General features: G+C 61.9%; 14 protein-coding genes and 1 pseudogene. 14 read left to right on the forward strand and 1 reads right to left on the reverse strand.

The genetic code is table 11. The features are described from left to right. Nucleotide 1 precedes the first annotated feature (1 nt). From sdhA to CK486_RS18465, 9 genes and pseudogenes are all read left to right on the forward strand, one after another. Nucleotides 2–1,774 carry a succinate dehydrogenase flavoprotein subunit gene (gene sdhA, locus CK486_RS02660; RefSeq protein ID WP_095938720.1) on the forward strand — a complete coding sequence of 591 codons (1,773 nt, stop codon included), beginning with the start codon at nucleotides 2–4 and terminating at the stop codon, nucleotides 1,772–1,774. Nucleotides 1,775–1,785: 11 nt separating this feature from the next. Further along, a complete protein-coding gene (locus CK486_RS02665) occupies nucleotides 1,786–2,505 on the forward strand; it encodes a succinate dehydrogenase iron-sulfur subunit (protein WP_095938721.1) in 720 nt (239 codons plus the stop codon). A gap of 239 nt (nucleotides 2,506–2,744) precedes the next feature. Next, nucleotides 2,745–5,576 (forward strand): 2-oxoglutarate dehydrogenase E1 component, encoded by a 2,832-nt coding sequence (locus CK486_RS02670; RefSeq protein WP_095938722.1) that lies wholly within the window; start codon nucleotides 2,745–2,747, stop codon nucleotides 5,574–5,576. Nucleotides 5,577–5,618: 42 nt separating this feature from the next. Continuing rightward, the gene (odhB, locus tag CK486_RS02675; RefSeq protein ID WP_095938723.1) at nucleotides 5,619–6,839 is read left to right on the forward strand and encodes a 2-oxoglutarate dehydrogenase complex dihydrolipoyllysine-residue succinyltransferase; all 1,221 of its coding nucleotides are present in this window, start codon (nucleotides 5,619–5,621) and stop codon (nucleotides 6,837–6,839) included. Between the two features lie 68 nt (nucleotides 6,840–6,907). Continuing rightward, nucleotides 6,908–8,344, forward strand: coding sequence for a dihydrolipoyl dehydrogenase (gene lpdA, locus CK486_RS02680; RefSeq protein WP_095938724.1), 1,437 nt, complete (start codon nucleotides 6,908–6,910; stop codon nucleotides 8,342–8,344). A gap of 204 nt (nucleotides 8,345–8,548) precedes the next feature. Then, the gene (sucC, locus tag CK486_RS02685; protein WP_095938725.1) at nucleotides 8,549–9,715 is read left to right on the forward strand and encodes an ADP-forming succinate--CoA ligase subunit beta; all 1,167 of its coding nucleotides are present in this window, start codon (nucleotides 8,549–8,551) and stop codon (nucleotides 9,713–9,715) included. After that, nucleotides 9,715–10,602: a succinate--CoA ligase subunit alpha gene (gene sucD / locus CK486_RS02690; RefSeq protein ID WP_095938726.1), complete on the forward strand. Its 888-nt coding sequence runs from the start codon at nucleotides 9,715–9,717 to the stop codon at nucleotides 10,600–10,602. The genes sucC and sucD overlap by 1 nt, the downstream gene beginning before the upstream one ends. 972 nt (nucleotides 10,603–11,574) lie before the next feature. Beyond that, nucleotides 11,575–11,829, forward strand: a pseudogene (locus tag CK486_RS18460) (HAMP domain-containing protein); the annotation flags it as partial. Nucleotides 11,830–11,892: 63 nt separating this feature from the next. Next, a complete protein-coding gene (locus CK486_RS18465) occupies nucleotides 11,893–12,687 on the forward strand; it encodes a methyl-accepting chemotaxis protein (protein WP_371915475.1) in 795 nt (264 codons plus the stop codon). Here the strand turns inward: CK486_RS18465 and CK486_RS02700 are convergent. Further along, entirely contained in the window at nucleotides 12,661–14,679 is a 2,019-nt protein-coding gene (locus CK486_RS02700) for a neutral/alkaline non-lysosomal ceramidase N-terminal domain-containing protein (RefSeq protein WP_095938728.1), read from the reverse strand. The two genes, CK486_RS18465 and CK486_RS02700, sit on opposite strands and share 27 nt — an antisense overlap. Nucleotides 14,680–14,807: 128 nt before the next feature. On the opposite strand from CK486_RS02700, the gene CK486_RS02705 reads away from it, so the two are divergent. From CK486_RS02705 to htpG, 5 genes are all read left to right on the forward strand, one after another. Next, on the forward strand, nucleotides 14,808–15,536 hold the full coding sequence (locus CK486_RS02705) for a DUF599 domain-containing protein (RefSeq protein ID WP_095938729.1): 729 nt from the start codon (nucleotides 14,808–14,810) through the stop codon (nucleotides 15,534–15,536). A 55-nt stretch (nucleotides 15,537–15,591) separates the two neighbouring features. After that, nucleotides 15,592–16,068 carry a PaaI family thioesterase gene (locus CK486_RS02710; protein WP_095938730.1) on the forward strand — a complete coding sequence of 159 codons (477 nt, stop codon included), beginning with the start codon at nucleotides 15,592–15,594 and terminating at the stop codon, nucleotides 16,066–16,068. Continuing rightward, nucleotides 16,065–16,505, forward strand: coding sequence for a PaaI family thioesterase (locus CK486_RS02715; RefSeq protein WP_095938731.1), 441 nt, complete (start codon nucleotides 16,065–16,067; stop codon nucleotides 16,503–16,505). Before CK486_RS02710 ends, CK486_RS02715 begins: the two co-directional genes overlap by 4 nt. A 42-nt stretch (nucleotides 16,506–16,547) precedes the next feature. After that, on the forward strand, nucleotides 16,548–17,786 hold the full coding sequence (locus CK486_RS02720; RefSeq protein ID WP_095938732.1) for an MFS transporter: 1,239 nt from the start codon (nucleotides 16,548–16,550) through the stop codon (nucleotides 17,784–17,786). Nucleotides 17,787–17,888: 102 nt separating this feature from the next. Next, nucleotides 17,889–19,793 (forward strand): molecular chaperone HtpG, encoded by a 1,905-nt coding sequence (gene htpG / locus CK486_RS02725; RefSeq protein WP_095939048.1) that lies wholly within the window; start codon nucleotides 17,889–17,891, stop codon nucleotides 19,791–19,793. Nucleotides 19,794–19,912: the final 119 nt, after the last annotated feature.

The raw sequence follows: 19,912 nt of genomic DNA on the forward strand, positions 1-19,912 counted from the left end.
CATGGCTAGCATTCCTACTCTCAATTTCGACGCCATCATCATCGGTGGCGGTGGCGCCGGCATGCGTGCAGCGCTGCAGCTGTCTCAGTCCGGTCACAAGACTGCCGTGGTAACCAAGGTCTTCCCGACCCGTTCCCACACTGTATCCGCTCAGGGTGGCATCACCTGTGCCATCGCCTCGGCCGACCCGAATGACGATTGGCGCTGGCACATGTACGACACCGTCAAGGGTTCCGACTACATCGGTGACCAGGACGCGATCGAATACATGTGCTCCGTTGGCCCGGAAGCCGTGTTCGAACTGGAACACATGGGTCTGCCGTTCTCGCGTACCGAGCAGGGGCGTATCTATCAGCGTCCGTTCGGTGGCCAGTCCAAGGACTTCGGCAAGGGTGGTCAGGCTGCCCGTACCTGTGCTGCTGCTGACCGTACCGGTCACGCACTGCTGCACACCCTGTATCAGGCCAACCTGAAGAACGGCACTGTTTTCCTGAACGAGTGGTATGCGGTTGATCTGGTGAAGAACCAGGACGGCGCCGTGGTGGGCGTGATCGCCATCTGCATCGAAAATGGCGAAACCGTCTACATCCGCTCCAAGGCCACCGTACTGGCCACTGGTGGTGCCGGTCGTATCTACGCCTCCACCACCAATGCCCTGATCAACACCGGTGACGGCGTGGGCATGGCTCTGCGTGCCGGCGTACCGGTGCAGGACATTGAAATGTGGCAGTTCCACCCGACCGGTATTGCCGGTGCCGGCGTGCTGGTGACCGAAGGTTGCCGCGGCGAGGGTGGCTACCTGATCAACAAGCATGGCGAGCGCTTCATGGAGCGTTATGCTCCGAACGCCAAAGACCTGGCCGGCCGCGACGTGGTCGCCCGCTCCATGGTTAAGGAAGTGATCGCCGGCAACGGCTGTGGCCCGGATGGCGACCACGTGCTGCTGAAGCTGGATCACCTGGGTGAAGACGTACTGCACAGCCGCCTGCCGGGCATCTGTGAACTGTCCAAGACCTTTGCTCATGTCGACCCGGTTGTAGCTCCGGTTCCGGTTATCCCGACCTGCCACTACATGATGGGTGGTATCGCTACCAACATTCATGGCCAGGCCATTACCCAGGATGCCAACGGCAACGACAAGATCATCGACGGTCTGTTCGCCGTGGGCGAAGTTGCCTGCGTATCGGTACACGGTGCCAACCGTCTGGGCGGCAACTCGCTGCTCGACCTGGTGGTATTCGGCCGTGCCGCCGGTCTGCACCTGGAAAAAGCCCTCAAGGAAGGTATCGAGCACCGTGGTGCCAGTGAAACCGACCTGGAGCTGTCGCTCAAGCGCCTGTCCGGCGTCAACGAGCGTAAGAGTGGCGAAGACGTTGCTCCGCTGCGCAAAGAGCTGCAGCAGTGCATGCAGAACTACTTCGGTGTATTCCGTACCGGCGAATACATGCAGAAGGGCATCAAACAGCTGGCCGACCTGCGTGAGCGCATCGCGACCGTCAAGATCGCGGACAAGAGCCAGGCGTTCAACACTGCGCGTATCGAAGCGCTGGAACTGCAAAACCTTCTCGAAGTGGCTGAAGCGACTGCGATCGCTGCCGAGACTCGTACCGAGTCCCGTGGCGCGCATGCCCGTGAAGACTTCGAAGAGCGTGATGACGACAACTGGCTGTGCCACACCCTGTACTTCCCGGGTGAGAAGCGCGTGGCCAAGCGTTCTGTCAACTTCACGCCGAAGACCGTTCCGGCGTTTGAACCCAAAGTACGTACTTATTAAGGGTGACCGATATGTCGTTAGGTAAGACATTGCAAGTCAGCGTTTACCGCTACAACCCGGAGCAGGATGCTGCTCCCTTCATGCAGGACTTCAACGTCGAGATCGACGGCAAGGACCTCATGGTGCTGGATGTGCTGGCGCTGATCAAAGAGCAGGACGAAGGTTTCTCCTACCGTCGCTCCTGCCGTGAAGGCGTTTGCGGTTCCGATGGCATGAATATCAGCGGCAAGAACGGCCTGGCCTGCATCACTCCGATTTCTTCGGTGGTAAAAGGCAACAAGCTGGTGATTCGCCCGCTGCCAGGTCTGCCGGTCATTCGTGATCTGGTCGTCGACATGAGCATCTTCTACAAGCAGTACGAGAAGGTGCAGCCGTTCCTGCAGAATGACACTCCGGCTCCGGCCATCGAGCGTCTGCAGTCTCCGGAACAGCGCGAAAAGCTGGACGGTCTGTACGAGTGCATCCTGTGCGCCTGCTGCTCGACCAGCTGCCCGTCGTTCTGGTGGAACCCGGACAAGTTCCTCGGTCCCGCTGCGCTGCTGCAGGCCTACCGCTTCCTGGCCGATAGCCGTGACACCAAGACTGCCGAGCGTCTGGCCTCGCTGGACGATCCGTTCAGCGTGTTCCGCTGCCGCGGCATCATGAACTGCGTGAACGTCTGCCCGAAGGGTCTCAACCCGACCAAGGCGATCGGCCACGTACGCAGCATGCTGCTGCAGAGCGGTACCTGATACATTGCCTGACCTGTAATACCTGCGGCATCGGTGAAGCCCGATGCCGCAGTCTTAACTCCCCGGACCTCAGCTCACAAAGCCAAGGTTCTTACTGAAAGAAGACGACCAGCAGGGGCGACCGGGCTGGTACCCGGACTATCTGCGGGACCCGTAGTGGCTTACCAAGTCGCTGCACTGGACTTTTTAAGCCGCGTGGTTTCACGCCGGTAGCGTCCCCTTATCGAGGGTGACCTAGCATGCAAGAAAGCGTAATGCAGCGCATGTGGAACAGCGCCCACCTATCCGGTGGAAATGCTGCCTATGTGGAAGAGCTTTATGAGCTCTACCTGCACGATCCAAATGCTGTGCCAGAAGAGTGGCGCACGTATTTCCAGAAACTGCCGGCCGACGGCAACCCCGCCACCGACGTTTCGCATTCTACGGTCCGTGACCATTTCATCCTGCTGGCTAAAAATCAGCGTCGCCTGCAACCGGTTTCCGCCGGCTCGGTCAGTTCCGAGCACGAGAAGAAGCAGGTCGAAGTCCTGCGTCTCATCCAGGCCTACCGCATGCGTGGTCATCAGGCTGCCAGTCTTGATCCGCTGGGCCTGTGGAAGCGTACGCCGCCGGCCGATCTGTCGATCAACCATTACGGTCTGACCGACGCCGACCTCGACACCACTTTCCGTACCGGAGAGCTGTTCATCGGCAAGGACGAGGCAACCCTGCGCGAGATCCATGATGCGCTGCGCAGCACCTACTGCGGCACCATCGGCTCCGAATTCACCCACATCGTCGACTCCGAACAGCGCAAGTGGTTTGCCCAGCGTCTGGAGAGTGTGCGTGGTCGCCCGGCGTTCTCAGCGGAGGTCAAAGGCCACCTGCTGGAGCGTCTGACGGCCGCCGAGGGTCTGGAAAAGTACCTGGGCACCAAATACCCGGGCACCAAGCGCTTTGGCCTGGAAGGTGGTGAAAGCCTGATCCCGCTGCTCGACGAAATCATCCAGCGCTGCGGTTCCTACGGCACCAAGGAAATCGTCATCGGCATGGCCCACCGTGGCCGCCTCAACGTTCTGGTCAATACCCTGGGCAAGAACCCCCGTGACCTGTTCGACGAGTTCGAAGGCAAGCAGGCTCAGGGGCTTTCCTCCGGTGACGTGAAATACCACCAGGGTTTCTCTTCCAACGTCATGACTGCCGGTGGCGAAGTGCACCTGGCGCTGGCGTTCAACCCTTCGCACCTGGAGATCGTATCTCCGGTGGTCGAGGGTTCCGTGCGTGCCCGTCAGGATCGCCGCAAGGATGCCGACGGTGATCTGGTCGTGCCGATCTCCATTCACGGTGATGCGGCTTTCGCCGGTCAGGGCGTGGTCATGGAAACCTTCCAGATGTCGCAGACCCGTGGCTACAAGACGGGCGGCACCATCCACCTGGTGATCAACAACCAGGTTGGTTTCACCACCAGTCGTGCCGAAGATGCACGCTCCACCGAGTATTGCACCGACGTCGCCAAGATGATCCAGGCGCCGATCCTGCACGTGAACGGCGACGACCCGGAAGCGGTGCTGTTCGTCACCCAGCTGGCGGTCGACTACCGCATGCAGTTCAAGCGCGATGTGGTCATTGATTTGGTCTGCTACCGCCGTCGCGGTCACAACGAGGCAGACGAGCCGAGCGGCACCCAGCCGCTGATGTATCAGTTGATCAACAAGCAGCGCACCACACGTGAGCTCTATGCCGATGCTCTGATTCAGAGCTCGGTGATGGATGCCGGACGCGTACAGGCCAAGGTCGACGAGTACCGCATGGCGCTGGATAACGGTCAGCACGTGGTCAAGAGTCTGGTCAAACAGCCCAACGAGGAACTCTTCGTTGACTGGCGTCCCTACCTGGGACACACCTGGACCGCCCGCCACGACACCCGCTTCAACCTGAAAACCCTGCAGGAGCTGTCCAACCGCCTGCTGGAGATTCCGGAAGGCTTTGTCGTTCAGCGTCAGGTTGCCAAGATTCTCGAAGATCGTCAGAAGATGGGCGCCGGTGCGCTGCCGATCAACTGGGGCTTCGCCGAGACCATGGCTTACGCCACGCTGCTGTCGGAAGGACATCCGGTACGCATCACCGGCCAGGACGTTGGTCGCGGCACCTTCTCGCACCGTCATGCGGTGCTGCATAACCAGAAGGACGCCGAGCGTTATATCGCCCTGCAGAACCTCTACGACGGTCAGCCGAAATTCGAGCTGTACGACTCCTACCTGTCCGAGGAGGCCGTACTGGCCTTTGAATACGGCTACGCCACCACCACGCCCAACGCGCTGGTGATCTGGGAAGCGCAGTTCGGTGACTTTGCCAACGGCGCCCAGGTGGTGTTTGACCAGTTCATTTCCAGCGGCGAGCACAAGTGGGGTCGTCTGTGCGGTCTGACTATGCTGCTGCCGCACGGTTATGAAGGTCAGGGCCCTGAGCACAGCTCCGCGCGTCTGGAGCGTTACTTGCAATTGTGTGCCGAACACAACATGCAGGTCTGCGTGCCGACTACCCCGGCGCAGGTCTATCACATGCTGCGTCGCCAGGTGATTCGCCCGCTGCGTAAGCCGTTGGTCGCATTGACCCCGAAGTCGCTGCTGCGGCATAAGTTGGCTATCTCGACACTGGAAGATCTGGCCGAAGGTTCGTTCCAGACCGTACTGGGCGAGGTCGAAGCACTGGATGCGAAGAAAGTAACGCGCCTGATCCTGTGTAGCGGCAAGGTCTACTACGACCTGCTGGAGAAACGTCGCGCAGAACAACGTGATGATATTGCTATTGTGCGCATCGAACAGTTGTATCCGTTCCCTGAGGAAGATCTGACCGAGGCCATGGCTCCGTTCAAGAACCTCAAGCACATCGTCTGGTGTCAGGAAGAACCGATGAACCAGGGTGCCTGGTATTGCAGTCAGCATCACATGCGCCGGGTGGCCAGCGCGCACAAGAAGGAGCTGTTCCTGCAGTACGCCGGTCGTGACGCTTCGGCGGCACCGGCTTGTGGGTATGCCTCGATGCACGCCGAGCAGCAGGAGAAGCTGCTCAACGACGCTTTCACTGTGTAACGCCTTCGCGCGCTAGAAACCGAATAAACAGGACAACGAAAAATGGCTATCGAAATCAAAGCCCCTACCTTCCCGGAATCGGTTGCCGACGGCACCGTGGCTACCTGGCACAAGCAGCCGGGCGAGGCGGTCAAGCGTGATGAGCTGATCGTCGATATCGAAACCGACAAGGTCGTCATGGAAGTACTGGCCGAAGCCGACGGCGTGCTGGTGGAAATCATCAAGAACGCGGGCGAAACCGTGCTTTCCGGCGAACTGCTGGGCAAGCTCGACAGCTCCGCCACGGCCTCTGCTCCGGTTGCGGCCGCTCCGGCTCCTGCCGCAGCAGCGCAGGCTGCTGCCCCGGCAGCCGCCGCTCAGGATGCCATCCTCTCGCCAGCGGCGCGCAAGATCGCCGAAGAGAGCGGTCTGAACCCGAACAGCATTGCCGGCACCGGCAAGGGCGGTCGCGTGACCAAGGAAGATGCCGTGGCTGCCGCTGCCGCCAAGGCTGCTGCACCGGCTCCGGCTGCCAAGCCGGCGGCTCCGGCTGTCGAGGCGCCTGTGTTTGCGGCCGGTGACCGTGCCGAGAAGCGCGTGCCGATGACCCGCCTGCGCGCCAAGATCGCCGAGCGCTTGGTTGAAGCTCAGTCCTCCATGGCCATGCTGACCACTTTCAACGAAGTGGACATGCACGAAGTCATGGCGCTGCGCAGCAAGTACAAGGATCTTTTCGAGAAGACCCACAACGGCGTTCGCCTTGGCTTCATGTCCTTCTTCGTCAAGGCTGCGGTCGAAGCGCTCAAGCGTTTCCCGGCGGTCAATGCCTCGATCGACGGCAACGACATCGTCTACCACGGCTATCAGGACATCGGTGTGGCCGTGTCCAGTGATCGTGGCCTGGTGGTACCGGTCCTGCGCAACGCCGAGCTTATGAGCCTGGCCGAAGTTGAAAGCGGCATCGCCACCTTCGGCAAGAAGGCCAGAGAGGGCAAGTTGTCGATTGAGGAAATGACCGGCGGCACCTTCACCATCACCAACGGCGGCACCTTCGGTTCGATGATGTCGACGCCGATCGTCAATCCGCCGCAGGCCGCGATTCTGGGCATGCACAACATTATCCAGCGTCCGGTGGCCATCAATGGTCAGGTCGTGATCCGTCCGATGATGTACCTGGCGCTGTCCTACGATCACCGTCTGATCGATGGCAAGGAAGCAGTCAGCTTCCTGGTGACCATCAAGAACCTGCTGGAAGACCCGGCACGCCTGCTGCTGGACATCTGATCCGTCTGTCAGCCGCTTGAGACGGCCCCCACAAGGGGCCGTTCGCAAACATCCGAGAAGGAAAAGTTATGAGCCAGAAATTCGACGTAGTGGTGATTGGTGCAGGCCCTGGTGGTTATGTGGCCGCCATCAAAGCCGCCCAGCTGGGTCTGAAAACCGCCTGCATCGAGAAGTACCAGGACAAGGACGGCAAGCTCGCCCTGGGTGGTACCTGTCTGAACGTTGGCTGCATCCCGTCCAAGGCGCTGCTGGATAGCTCCTGGAAGTACCACGAGGCCGAAGAAGGCTTCAAGGTTCATGGCATCGAGGTCAAAGGCCTGGCCATGGACGTTCCGGCGATGATCGCGCGCAAGGCCGGCATCGTGAAGAACCTCACCGGCGGCATCGCCGCGCTGTTCAAGGCCAATGGCGTGACCCAGCTGGAAGGCCACGGCAAGCTGCTGGCCAACAAGCAGGTGGAAGTGACCGGCATCGACGGCACCGTGCAGGTAGTCGAAGCTGCCCACGTGATCATCGCTTCCGGCTCCAAGCCGATCGACATCCCGCCGGCTCCGGTCGATCAGGATGTGATCGTTGACTCCACCGGCGCTCTGGAATTCCAGGCCGTGCCGAAGAAGCTGGGCGTGATCGGTGCCGGTGTGATCGGCCTGGAGCTCGGTTCGGTGTGGGCCCGTCTGGGTGCCGAGGTGACCGTGATCGAGGCGCAGGACAAGTTCCTGCCGACTGCCGACGAGCAGATTGCCAAGGAAGCTCTGAAGACGCTGACCAAGCAGGGTCTGAACATCCGTCTGGGCGCTCGCGTGACCGGTTCGGAAGTGAAGAAGAAGCAGGTGACTGTGAGCTTCACCGACGCCACCGGCGAACAGAAGCTGACCTTCGACAAGCTGATCGTGGCTGTCGGCCGCCGCCCGGTAACTCAGGATCTGCTGGCTGCCGACAGCGGCGTGAACCTCGACGAGCGCGGCTTCATCTATGTCGATGATCACTGCGCCACCAGCGTGCCGGGTGTTTACGCGATTGGCGACGTGGTGCGCGGCCCGATGCTGGCCCACAAGGCTTCGGAAGAGGGCATCATGGTGGCCGAGCGTATCGCCGGTCACAAGGCTCAGATGAACTACGACCTGATCCCGGGCGTGATCTACACCCACCCGGAAATCGCCTGGGTCGGCAAGAACGAGCAGCAGCTCAAGGCCGAGGGCGTCGAAATCAACGTCGGTACTTTCCCGTTTGCGGCCAGTGGTCGTGCCATGGCGGCCAACGACACCGGTGGCCTGGTCAAGGTGATTGCCGATGCCAAGACCGACCGCGTGCTGGGCGTGCATGTGATCGGCCCAAGCGCGGCCGAGCTGGTGCAGCAGGGCGCAATCGCCATGGAGTTTGGCAGCAGTGCCGAAGACCTGGGGCTGATGGTGTTCTCCCATCCGACCCTGTCCGAAGCCTTGCACGAAGCCGCACTGGCAGTGAATGGCCACGCCATTCACATTGCCAACCGCAAGAAGCGTTAAGGCGTAGGCGGCCAGTGTGCCGCCACGCTGATTGGTTGATTCAAGCCTGCGGCTTGCCGCGGGCGCAGAACCAGGTTGGATTGCCCGCAGCAAGCTCTGCTCGCTGTCGGAAAGTCCATCCGACCACGCATGTGGTCACAGGTGATGCGGCGCCACGAGCGCAGCATCGTATGCGCAATACCAAAACAATGACGGTAGAAAAGCATGAATCTCCACGAGTATCAGGGTAAGCAGCTGTTCGCTGAATACGGGTTGCCGGTATCCAAAGGCTTCGCCGTAGACACCCCGGAAGAGGCCGCAGCGGCCTGCGACAAAATTGGTGGCAGCGAGTGGGTAGTCAAAGCCCAGGTGCACGCCGGTGGTCGCGGCAAAGCGGGCGGGGTCAAGCTGGTTCGCAACAAGGAAGATGCCAAGGCCTTTGCCGCTCAGTGGCTGGGCAAGCGTCTGGTCACTTATCAGACTGACGCCAATGGTCAGCCGGTCAGCAAGATTCTGGTGGAATCCTGCACTGATATTGCCAAGGAACTGTACCTTGGCGCCGTGGTGGATCGCTCCAGCCGCCGCATCGTGTTCATGGCCTCCACCGAAGGTGGCGTGGACATCGAGAAAGTCGCTCACGACACTCCCGAAAAGATTCTGAAAGCCACTGTCGATCCGCTGGTAGGCGCACAGCCTTACCAGGGCCGCGAGCTGGCCTTCCAGCTGGGCCTGCAGGGTGACCAGATCAAGCAGTTCACCAACATCTTCGTTGGCCTGGCCAAGCTGTTCCAGGACTACGATCTGGCACTGCTGGAAGTGAACCCGCTGGTCATCAAGAAAGACGGCAACCTGCACTGCCTGGATGCCAAGGTGAACATCGACAGCAACGCCATGTACCGCCAGCCGAAGCTGCGCGCCATGCATGACCCGTCGCAGGATGATCCACGCGAAGCCCACGCGGCCAAGTTCGAACTGAACTACGTTGCCCTGGAAGGCAACATCGGCTGCATGGTCAACGGTGCCGGTCTGGCCATGGGCACCATGGATATCGTCAACCTGCACGGCGGCAAGCCGGCCAACTTCCTCGACGTCGGTGGCGGCGCGACCAAAGAGCGCGTGACCGAAGCGTTCAAGATCATCCTGTCCGACAGCAATGTCGCGGCCGTACTGGTCAACATCTTCGGCGGCATCGTGCGCTGCGACATGATCGCCGAAGGCATCATCGGCGCCGTGAAGGAAGTCGGCGTGAAGATTCCGGTGGTGGTTCGTCTGGAAGGCAACAACGCTGAACTGGGCGCCAAGGTCCTGGCCGAAAGCGGCCTGAACATCATCGCGGCAACCAGCCTGACCGATGCGGCTGTGCAAGTTGTCAAAGCTGCGGAGGGCAAGTAATGAGCGTCCTGATCAATAAAGACACCAAGGTCATCTGCCAGGGCTTCACCGGCTCGCAGGGTACTTTCCACTCCGAACAGGCCATCGCCTATGGCACCCAGATGGTCGGCGGTGTGACTCCGGGCAAGGGCGGCACCACTCACCTGGGCCTGCCGGTGTTCAACACCGTCAAGGAAGCCGTGGAAGCCACCGGCGCCGATGCGTCCGTGATCTACGTTCCGGCCCCGTTCTGCAAGGACTCGATCCTGGAAGCGGCCTTCGGCGGCATCAAGCTGATCGTCTGCATCACCGAAGGCATTCCGACCATGGATATGCTGGAAGCCAAGGTCAAATGCGACGAGCTGGGCGTACGCCTGATCGGCCCGAACTGCCCGGGCGTGATCACTCCCGGCGAGTGCAAGATCGGCATCATGCCGGGTCACATCCACCTGCCGGGCAAGGTCGGCATCGTGTCGCGTTCCGGCACCCTGACCTATGAAGCCGTGAAGCAGACCACCGACGCCGGCTTCGGTCAGTCCACCTGTGTGGGCATCGGCGGTGACCCGATTCCGGGCTCCAACTTCATCGACATCCTGAAGCTGTTCCAGGAAGACCCGAAGACCGAGGCGATCGTGATGATCGGCGAGATCGGCGGCAGCGCTGAAGAAGAAGCCGCGGCCTACATCAAGGCCAACGTGACCAAGCCGGTCGTGTCCTACATCGCCGGCGTCACTGCGCCGCCCGGCAAGCGCATGGGCCACGCCGGTGCCATCATCTCCGGTGGCAAGGGCACCGCGGACGAGAAGTTCGCTGCCCTGCAGGACGCGGGGGTGAAGACCGTGCGTTCCCTGGCCGATATCGGCAAGGCACTGGCCGAGCTGACCGGCTGGCCGATGAAGAACGCCTGATCCGCTAGCGCGTTCGTCTAAAAAAGCCCGCCTTTGGCGGGCTTTTTTTTGTCTGCCCGTTGAGCGCCTAGACTCAAGGAGCAGCCCCGTCTGCCGATTTTCCGTAGAGCGGAGAGGAGACGTTTGATGCGCAGTTTCAAAGACTGGCCGGTGGCCTACAAGCTGATGGTGGCACCTCTGGCTCTGGTGCTGTTGATGATGGTTCTGGGTGGGCTGTCGAGTTGGTCGATGGAGCAGGTCGCTGGCCGGGTATCGCTGGTCAGCCGGCAGCTGGGCCCGGCATTGGAGCATACGGCCAAGGTGGTGGAGCTGATGGGGGAGCTGAAACTCACGGTTCAGCACTATCTGCGTGCGGGGCGGCCCGAGCACGAACAGCGCTTCGACAGCCTCGATCAGCAGCTGGGCACCGCCCTTGAACAGGCTACCAAACATCTGCGCGGGGAGCGCGAACGGCAGAATCTGGCGCAGTTGAGCAAGGATTATCAGGAATACCGAAGCCAGTTCCGTGAGCAACTGATGAGCCTGAAGCGCCGTCAGGGTGAGCAGCAGGCGGTGCTGGATGCCGAAGGCCCGAAGGTCGAGGCTGAACTGTCCGCTGCCCTGGTGGCTGCCCAGCAGAGCTTCAATCTGGATGCGGTGTTCTATGCCAGCGCGGCTATGCGCAGTCTGTTGCTGGGCAGCCAGTCGCTGTACCAGTTCCTCCAGGAGCAGCAGCCGGCGCAGTCGAAAAAGGCACTCAGCGAACTGGGCGACGCGCAAAGCAAAATCAGTGTGCTGCGTGACCGCACCAGTTCGGAAAAGACCAAGCAGGCGATGATCAATGCACTGTCCGGCCTGGATGCCTACCGTGCCGCCAGTGAGCAGATGATTGCGCTGGTCAACCAGCGGCGCCAGACCGTAGAGGCCATGGAGGTGCTCGATCAGCGCATCGCCGAGCATATCCGCCAGCTGCAGCAGGGCGTGATGCAGGACATGGCCGGTGCCAGCCAGCAGGCCAGTGCGACGGTGGAGTCCACCAATAGCCTGTTGTGGCTGGCCGTTCTGGTCGCGTTAGCGCTGGGCGGAGGTCTGTCGTTATTGGTGGGCCGTTCGTTCAATCGCGGACTGGATGGGCTGCGGCTGACGCTGCGTGATGTGGCGGAGGGCGACGGTGACCTGACCCGGCGTCTGCCGGTCAGCACGGCCGATGACCTCGGCCAGTTGGCCCACTCCTTCAACACCTTCGCCGACAAGATTCGCAGCACCGTGGTGGCGGTAGCCGAGTCGGTGAATACCCTGGACGATGCGGTGATGAGTCTGCGTGGCTCAGTTCAGGTTGTGCACGCCGATGTGGATGAACAGCAGCGGGAGACGGCTGAGGTTTCCACCCAGGTGCGCGAGCTGGCCAAGCATAGCCAGGCGTTTCAACAGCAGGCGGGGGAGGCGGCGCAGCATTCGGCTGCAGCCCGGAAGGCGGCCGGCGAGGGCCAGGCCCGGGTGGACGACAACCAGACAGCCATGCAGGCGCTCGAGCAGCAGTTCGGACAATTATCACAGGTGATCGAGACCCTGCAGAGCGACAGTGGCCAGATCGGCTCGGTGATTGGAGTGATACGTGCGATTGCTGAGCAGACCAACCTGCTGGCGCTCAACGCCGCGATCGAAGCGGCGAGAGCCGGCGAGCAGGGGCGTGGTTTCGCGGTGGTCGCCGACGAGGTGCGTTCGTTGGCCGGACGCACGCAGCAGTCAACCTTGGAGATCGAGGCCATTATCCAGACCCTGCAACGCAATGCCCAGGCGTCACTGGAGCTGATGGTCGGCAGCCGTCATGCGCTGGAACATGCCGGACAGTGTGCCGTCGAGACCGGGGCAACCCTCAGTCAGGTGCAGGGACTGATCGATGGCATCGACCAGTCGGTGCAGCAGATTGCCCGGCAGGCCGAGGGGCAGGCCAGTCTGGCCGCTTCGGCGGGGGCTGGTATCGAGCGCACCCAATCGATCGGCGACCGTAACCACGCAAGCCTTGGACAGGTCCTTGAAGCCAGTGCGAGCCTCGATGAACTGGAGAAGCGCCTGGGTTCACTGATCCGTCAGTTCCAGGTCTGAGTCGGCGATCGGTACGGCCAGTGCTGGCTGCTCGCCCCGTGGAGAGATGAACAGTCGCAGCCGCTCCGGTAGGGAGGTCGGCGGGTTGTACCAGCGCGCGGCATAGTCTCTGCCCCCTAGCCATTGCACGGCGAGGTCGAAGCCCTGGTCATCCTCGGGGCGGCCTCCGCGATGCAGTGGCTGCCAACGGCCGCCCTGTTGTATCTCGATAGTGAGCAGAGGCTGGTCGAAGGCCATGTCGGCCGGTGCCTGGTCGCGCCAGCGGATTTCCCAGTAGGGCTCCTCCGGCGCGGAAGGGGTTATCCGCTGCGCCGGCCTTAACAGCCGGCGTGGCGATGGTGCGTCTCCTTGTGGCCAGAAGCGTCGGCTGGCCAGGCTGAAGTCCCGGCTGTGCGGCAGTTCGGCGAAGCTTCCACGCGCGAGCATACCCCCGAGCAGCTCGGCGCTGTGGGCCGCGAGGAAGGGAGCGGTCTGCGGGCCGTAGAGGGTGTGTCCGCCTTCGTAGTGCTGCAGGCCATATTCGGCGGAGGTGGTCACGTAGCCGGTGTAGCCGTTGGCCACGCTGCTGACTACCACCATGCCATTCTGTATGCCGGCATCTTTCAGCGTGGCGCGCATGCGTGTTTCGATCTGGCGGCCACTCATGGTGGTGACCTCAAAGGGCAGCATGGCCCAGTAGCTGTCACCGATCTGCAGGGTTTGCAGCAGCAGGCGGTGGGGGAACTGCTCGGTGGGCAGGATCAGCGGCTGCAGCCAGGCGCCGCCGAGCCAGTGTTTGGCGCCCTGGCAGGTGTCCGTAAAGAAGGTGCGTGGCTGGCCGGGATGAATGAAGGGCAGGTACCAGATCAGCGGCGAGCGGTGCTCATGGGCGCCGGCGGCCAGTGCTGCTCCCGCAGCTGGCTTGCACAGGCGGGCCGTGCCGATCTCGGGGCGGGCCAGCACGTCCACCTCGCGCAGAGCGCTGCGCAGTGGCAGGTCATCGCGCAACTGCTTATCCAGATCGTTGAACAGTGCGAATGCCTGTTGGCCAATGGCAGTGCCCACGCGGCGGGCCTCGGCATAGCCGATCTGTCCGGGGCGCTCGTTGGGCGCCACGTCACCGTGAGTGGCTTCGAAGGCCCCAAGCACTGGCTTGTCTGTCAGGCCATAGTGCTGCTGCACGCGCCATGCGGCTTCATTGGCGATATAGGCCCAGACATCGGCATGGTAGAAACCGGTGTCCGAGCCGATGCCGGTGCCGTGGATGGAAAAACTGGCAAAGGCCCCGGCGGGACGGAAGGTACCGCTCGCCTCCTGAAGGTCGATGCGTACCAGCGTCAGGTCTGGGTTGATGGCCTGAAAGAGGGTGGTTGTCTTGTCGGTGACCTCAGGATTGGCCAGGTAGGGTTCCAGCGAGCGGTTGCGAGTCAGTCCCCAGACTTCACGCTGACCGACCGCAATGCGTGCCGGGCGCAGCCCGTCGCGTGCCCTGAGGACGGCCTGTTCGAGGCGGCCGGCGAGGAACTCGAACCAGTGCGGGTCGAAGCCGCCGGCATTGCTCGCGTGCAGGTTGTAGAAGTCGCTGCCGAAGTACTGGCCGGGTGCGGCGTGGGTGTGGTTGGCGGCCAGCACCAGGTTCTGCGGGGCGATCTCGCTGACCCGTGCCAGGCGTGAGGCGAGCGCGGCCTGGAGGATTTCCGAGCCGGCCAGCAGGTCGCTCTGGATCAGTACCAGTGGTTGGCCGCCCTTGGGCCTCAGATAGAACACCCGGGCCTTCAGGCGCGTGCGGAATCCGTCGCCATTCTCGGCCCAGGTGGAGAAGCCGGCCTTGGGCAGACCCGGTGGCGGAGTGATGTCCACTTCCTGCACGGCCCCCAGCAAGACTGCTTGCTGTGCCGGCATCGGCTTGGCAGCGACGGTGGCAAAACGATAATCCAGGCGGGCAGTGCTGCACGCGCCGAGCACTAGGCAGAGCAGGGGCAGGCAGAACGAGAGTGGGAAGAGACGGGGCATGGCCGATCCTTTTTTTGGCCACACCCTACTGCAAAAGTGGAACGTTGGTACAAGTCATTCCGGGCCAGTTTTGCCTGAGATCATGGAGCTGCTGTGGCTATAATCGGCGCTCTGTCCGGAGATGTCCGATGTCGTTGCTCGAACCCTACCTGATTCATCTGGCCGCGCTGGCGTGGTTCATGCTCTGCTGGATCGGCTACAGCCACTATGCGGCCTGGAAAGCCCGTTCCACGCCCTGTCTCGCGTCGGTGCTGCATTTGTACAGGCAGGACTGGATGCGCCGTCTGCTGCTGCGTGACAACCGCATTGCCGATGCCAGCGTGATTGGCAATCTGGAGCGCAATGCCTCGTTCTTCGCATCCAGCACCCTGATTATCCTGGCCGGTATTCTCACCGTGCTCGGCTCCACCGAAAGGGCGGTGTCGGTGCTGGCCGAGTTGCCGTTCGTGCAGGCGCCCAGCCGCGAGCTGTCCGAGGTCAAGCTGCTGACCTTGGCGGTGGTTTTCGTCTATGCCTTCTTCACCTTCAGCTGGTGCATGCGTCAGTACAACTTTGCCGCGGTACTGGTCGGGGCGGCGCCCATGGTGGCCGAGCGTACGGCGAGCGAGCAGGAACGCAAGGTGTTCACCGATCGCACGGCGCGGGTGATTTCCCTGGCGGCCCACCAGTTCAACCAGGGCTTGCGGGCCTATTACTTCGGCCTGTCGATGCTGGCCTGGTTCATCCATCCCTGTCTGTTCATGCTGGCAACCACTGGGGTCGTGCTGGTGCTCTACCGGCGTGAATTCCACTCCGATGTCCTGGAGGTCATGCTGTACACCAATGCCGGTCAGGAACCCCCGCAAAAGCTTTTTTGAGCGGCGCAAATCGCTATCATGCCCGCCCTTTTCGCACTCGCAGAGGTCATAGTCGATGAGCGATAACAGCATGCTGGATCGTGCCCAGCGTTTTCTCGGTGCCTTGCGCCATTGTCAGGTGCTCGGCATGCAGGTGCACAACGTGGACAGCAGCGGGCTGACGCTGCGTCTGCCCTACAGCACACAGATCATCGGCAACCCGGAAACCGGGGTGATCCACGGTGGCGCCATCACCACGCTGATGGACACCACCTGCGGTATCTCAACCGTCTGCGTGCTGCCGGAGTTCGAGATCTGTCCGACCCTCGATCTGCGCATCGACTACATGCGCCCGGCCGAGCCGCACAAGGACGTATTCGGTTTCGCCGAGTGCTACCGCGTCACCGAGAACGTCATCTTCACCCGCGGCTATGCCTATCAGGATGACCCCGGCCAGCCGATTGCTCATGTGGTCGGCGCCTTCATGCGCATGGGCAAGGGCGCCCAGGGCGAGAGCGGACTGAAGCAGAACATCGACGGAGCCGGCGCATGAGCGAATTGAACATCAATGAGCTGGTCCGTGAGGCGCACGCGAGCAACAACTACGATGCGCTGATCGAGTTGATTCCCTACGCCAGGCTGATCGGCATCGAGTGCCTGCGTCTGGGCGACGACATGGTGTTCCGTCTGCCGGCCAGCAAGGACAATATCGGCAACCCGATTCTGCCGGCCATCCATGGCGGGGTGATCGCCGGCTTCATGGAGCATTCGGCGCTGCTGCACCTGCTGATGTTCATGGAGATTCCGCATATGCCGAAAATCATCGACTTCTCGATAGATTATCTGCGCGCCGGGCATTACCGTGACACCTTCGTGCAATGCCAGGTGTGGCGACAGGGCCGGAGGGTGGCCAACGTCGCGATTACGGCCTGGCAGACCAACCAGACCGAGCCGATTGCCACCGCGCGGGCCCATTTCAAGGTGGACTGAGTGGCCGGCCGGGCGGCAGATTTCGCTTTCAAGGACCTGTGAATGGATGCGTTGCTGATTCTTGGCGGTGTGCTGATGATCCTCAGTGGCCTGGTGCTGCTGGTGACCCTGGCCTTTGGCACCAGCCTGCTGTGGGGGCTGGGCAGCCTGTTCCCACCGCTCACACTGGTCTATGTGATTCGCTACTGGAAGCGCGCACGCAAGGCGCTGGTGCTCGCCGGCATGGGCTGCATCCCCCTGGTGGTCGGGCTGGTTCAGCTGGCGCAGCACGATGCCGAGCGGCTGCAGGCCATTGTCAGCCTCGACTGGTTGAAATCCCCGCCGGCAGTTGTGCCCGAACTGAATATCCGTCTGTATGGCGAACTGCGTGGCCAGCCTTTTGCGCCCACCGAGGGTGAGCTGATCGATGGTGTGCTGAGTCTTCGCGAACGTGGCGATTTTTTCGCCAAGCGTGAAGTCAATATCCGCCTGGCTCAGCCCGTCACTGGCGAGCTGCGGGTAGATGTGTTGCCCCGGGATGCCGGTAGCTTGCCGGAAGTCGAGGTGGTCTGGCTGGATGCTGACCGTGATCTGCCTGAAGCGCGCCGGCTTAACCGCGGCTATACGCTGCACCTGGACCTCAAGCCACAGGCACCGAACAGACTGGTGGGCGATTTTCACCTGGTCATGCCCAGTGCTCTGCGCACCGCCCTCAGCGGTCAGATCGAGGTCTTTACCGATCGCTTGCGCTACCACGAGGGACAGGTCGACCGCCGGCATGACTCGCGCGATACCCTGGCCTGGGTGATCCGCGATTACCTGCAGCGCCGGGAGCAGCGCGCCGATGTCAGCCTGTCCAGCCTGCCGCCGTTCACCCTGCCGGCGCCTACCCTCAGCCTGGAGGTGACGGCCAGAGTCGGCGAGCAGGCGCTGACCCTGCCGGTGCAGTTGCGCAAGCACGAGGGGCGCGGCTGGCAGGTGATCGGCGATAACTATCCGCCACTGGCCGAAGGCACTGTCGCCGAACCTGAGCCCAGTGCGCCGCTGGATCCGGCCGCCAGTCTCGATCCCAACGACCGCCGTATTACCTTCAGTCTGCAGCGTCTGCTGCGCGAGCCACAGCGTTATGAACAGCTGACGATGCGTGTGCAGACCCACGCCGGCAGTGTGGCCGAAGGCCGCTTTACCGGCCTCAGCCCGACCGGACGGCTGACCCTGCAACGTCAGGTCAGTGGTGCTGGTGGCGCCAGCTACCGGGTCAAGCCGGAGGATGTGCAGCAGATCGAGCTGCTCGAGCCCTGACTACGGCTTGCCGGCCCGCCCTTGAAATTGCCTGCGCTGACCCCATCTGCATGACATCCGCCGCCATCTCGCGGCCTGTCCTGCATGTGGAGTTAGATGACCATGAGTGTGGAAACTCAAAAAGAAACCCTGGGCTTCCAGACCGAGGTGAAGCAGCTGCTGCACCTGATGATCCATTCCTTGTACTCGAACAAGGAGATCTTCCTGCGCGAGCTGATTTCCAACGCCTCGGATGCCGCTGACAAGCTGCGCTTCGAGGCGCTGGCCAAGCCGGAACTGCTCGAAGGCGGTGATCCCCTGAAGATCCGTCTGTCGTTCGACAAGGACGCCAAGACCCTGACCCTGGAAGACAATGGCATCGGCATGAACCGTGCCGAAGTGATTGCTCACCTGGGCACCATTGCCAAGTCCGGCACTGCCGACTTCCTCAAGAACCTCTCCGGCGACCAGAAGAAGGACTCCAATCTGATTGGTCAGTTTGGTGTCGGTTTCTACTCGGCCTTCATCGTTGCCGAGCAGGTCGAGGTCTTTACCCGCCGCGCCGGTGAGGCCGCCAGTGCTGGCGTGCACTGGTCGAGCAGGGGCGAGGGCGACTTCGAGGTTGCCAGCATCGACAAGCCCGAGCGCGGCACCCGTATCGTGCTGCACCTCAAGGCCGGCGAGGAGGAGTTCGCCGATGGCTGGCGCCTGCGCAACATCGTCAAGAAGTACTCCGATCACATCGGCCTGCCGATCGAGCTGCCGAAGGAATTCCATGGCGAGGAGAAGGACAAGCCGGCCGAGCCTGAGTGGGAAACTGTCAACCGCGCCAGTGCGCTGTGGACCCGTCCGCGTACCGAGGTCAAGGACGAGGAGTACCAGGAGTTCTACAAGCATGTCGGCCATGATTTCGAGAACCCGCTGTCCTGGAGCCACAACAAGGTCGAGGGCAAGCTGGAATACACCTCGCTGCTGTACGTGCCCGGCCGTGCACCCTTCGACCTGTACCAGCGTGAAGCACCCAGGGGCCTGAAACTCTATGTGCAGCGCGTGTTCATCATGGATCAGGCGGATCAGTTCCTGCCGCTGTACCTACGCTTCATCAAGGGTGTGGTGGACTCCAATGACCTGTCGCTGAACGTTTCCCGTGAAATCCTGCAGTCCGGGCCGGTGATCGACTCGATGAAGTCGGCGCTGACCAAGCGCGTGCTGGACATGCTGGAGAAGCTCGCCAAGGACAAGCCCGAGGACTACAAGAAGTTCTGGAAGGCCTTCGGTCAGGTGCTCAAGGAAGGTCCGGCAGAAGACTTCGCCAACAAGGAGAAGATCGCAGGTCTCTTGCGTTTTGCCTCCACGGCGGGCGAAGGCGAGGAGCAGTTGGTGTCGCTTGCGGACTACCTGGGCCGCGTCAAGGAAGGTCAGGACAAGATCTACTACCTGACCGGCGAAAGCTTCGCGCAGATCAAGAACAGCCCGCACCTGGAAGTGTTCCGCAAGAAGGGCATCGAAGTCCTGCTGCTTACCGATCGCATCGACGAGTGGCTGATGAGCTATCTCACCGAGTTCGAAGGCAAGCAACTGGTCGATGTGGCCCGTGGCGATCTGGATCTGGGCAAGCTGGACTCGGAAGAGGACAAGAAGGCTCAGGAAGAAGTTGCCAAGGCCAAGGAGGGGCTGATCGAGCGCCTCAAGGGCGCACTGGGCGAGCAGGTGGCCGAGGTTCGCGTATCCCATCGTCTGACCGACTCGCCGGCCATCCTGGCCATCGGTGAGCAGGACCTGGGCCTGCAGATGCGCCAGATTCTGGAGGCCAGCGGGCAGAAGGTGCCGGAGTCCAAGCCGATCTTCGAAATCAATCCGGGGCACCCGCTGATCGAGAAGCTCGACGGTGAGCCTGACGAAGACCGCTTCGTCGACCTGTCGCACATCCTCTTCGATCAGGCCGCTCTGGCCGCCGGCGACAGCCTGAAGGACCCGGCAAGCTATGTGCGCCGCCTGAACAAGCTGCTGGTGGAACTGTCCGCCTGATAGTGACGCAAGCCGTGAACAAAAGCCCGCCAAGTGCGGGCTTTTGTGCCTCTATGGAAGTGACATGGCTGACAGGTTGATTGACGCCGACGCCAAGGGCGTATTAAGTCACGTGACGC

It is taken from the genome of Pseudomonas sp. HAR-UPW-AIA-41 (genome assembly GCF_002304225.1).
In the GTDB taxonomy this organism is placed as follows: Bacteria; Pseudomonadota; Gammaproteobacteria; order Pseudomonadales; family Pseudomonadaceae; genus Aquipseudomonas.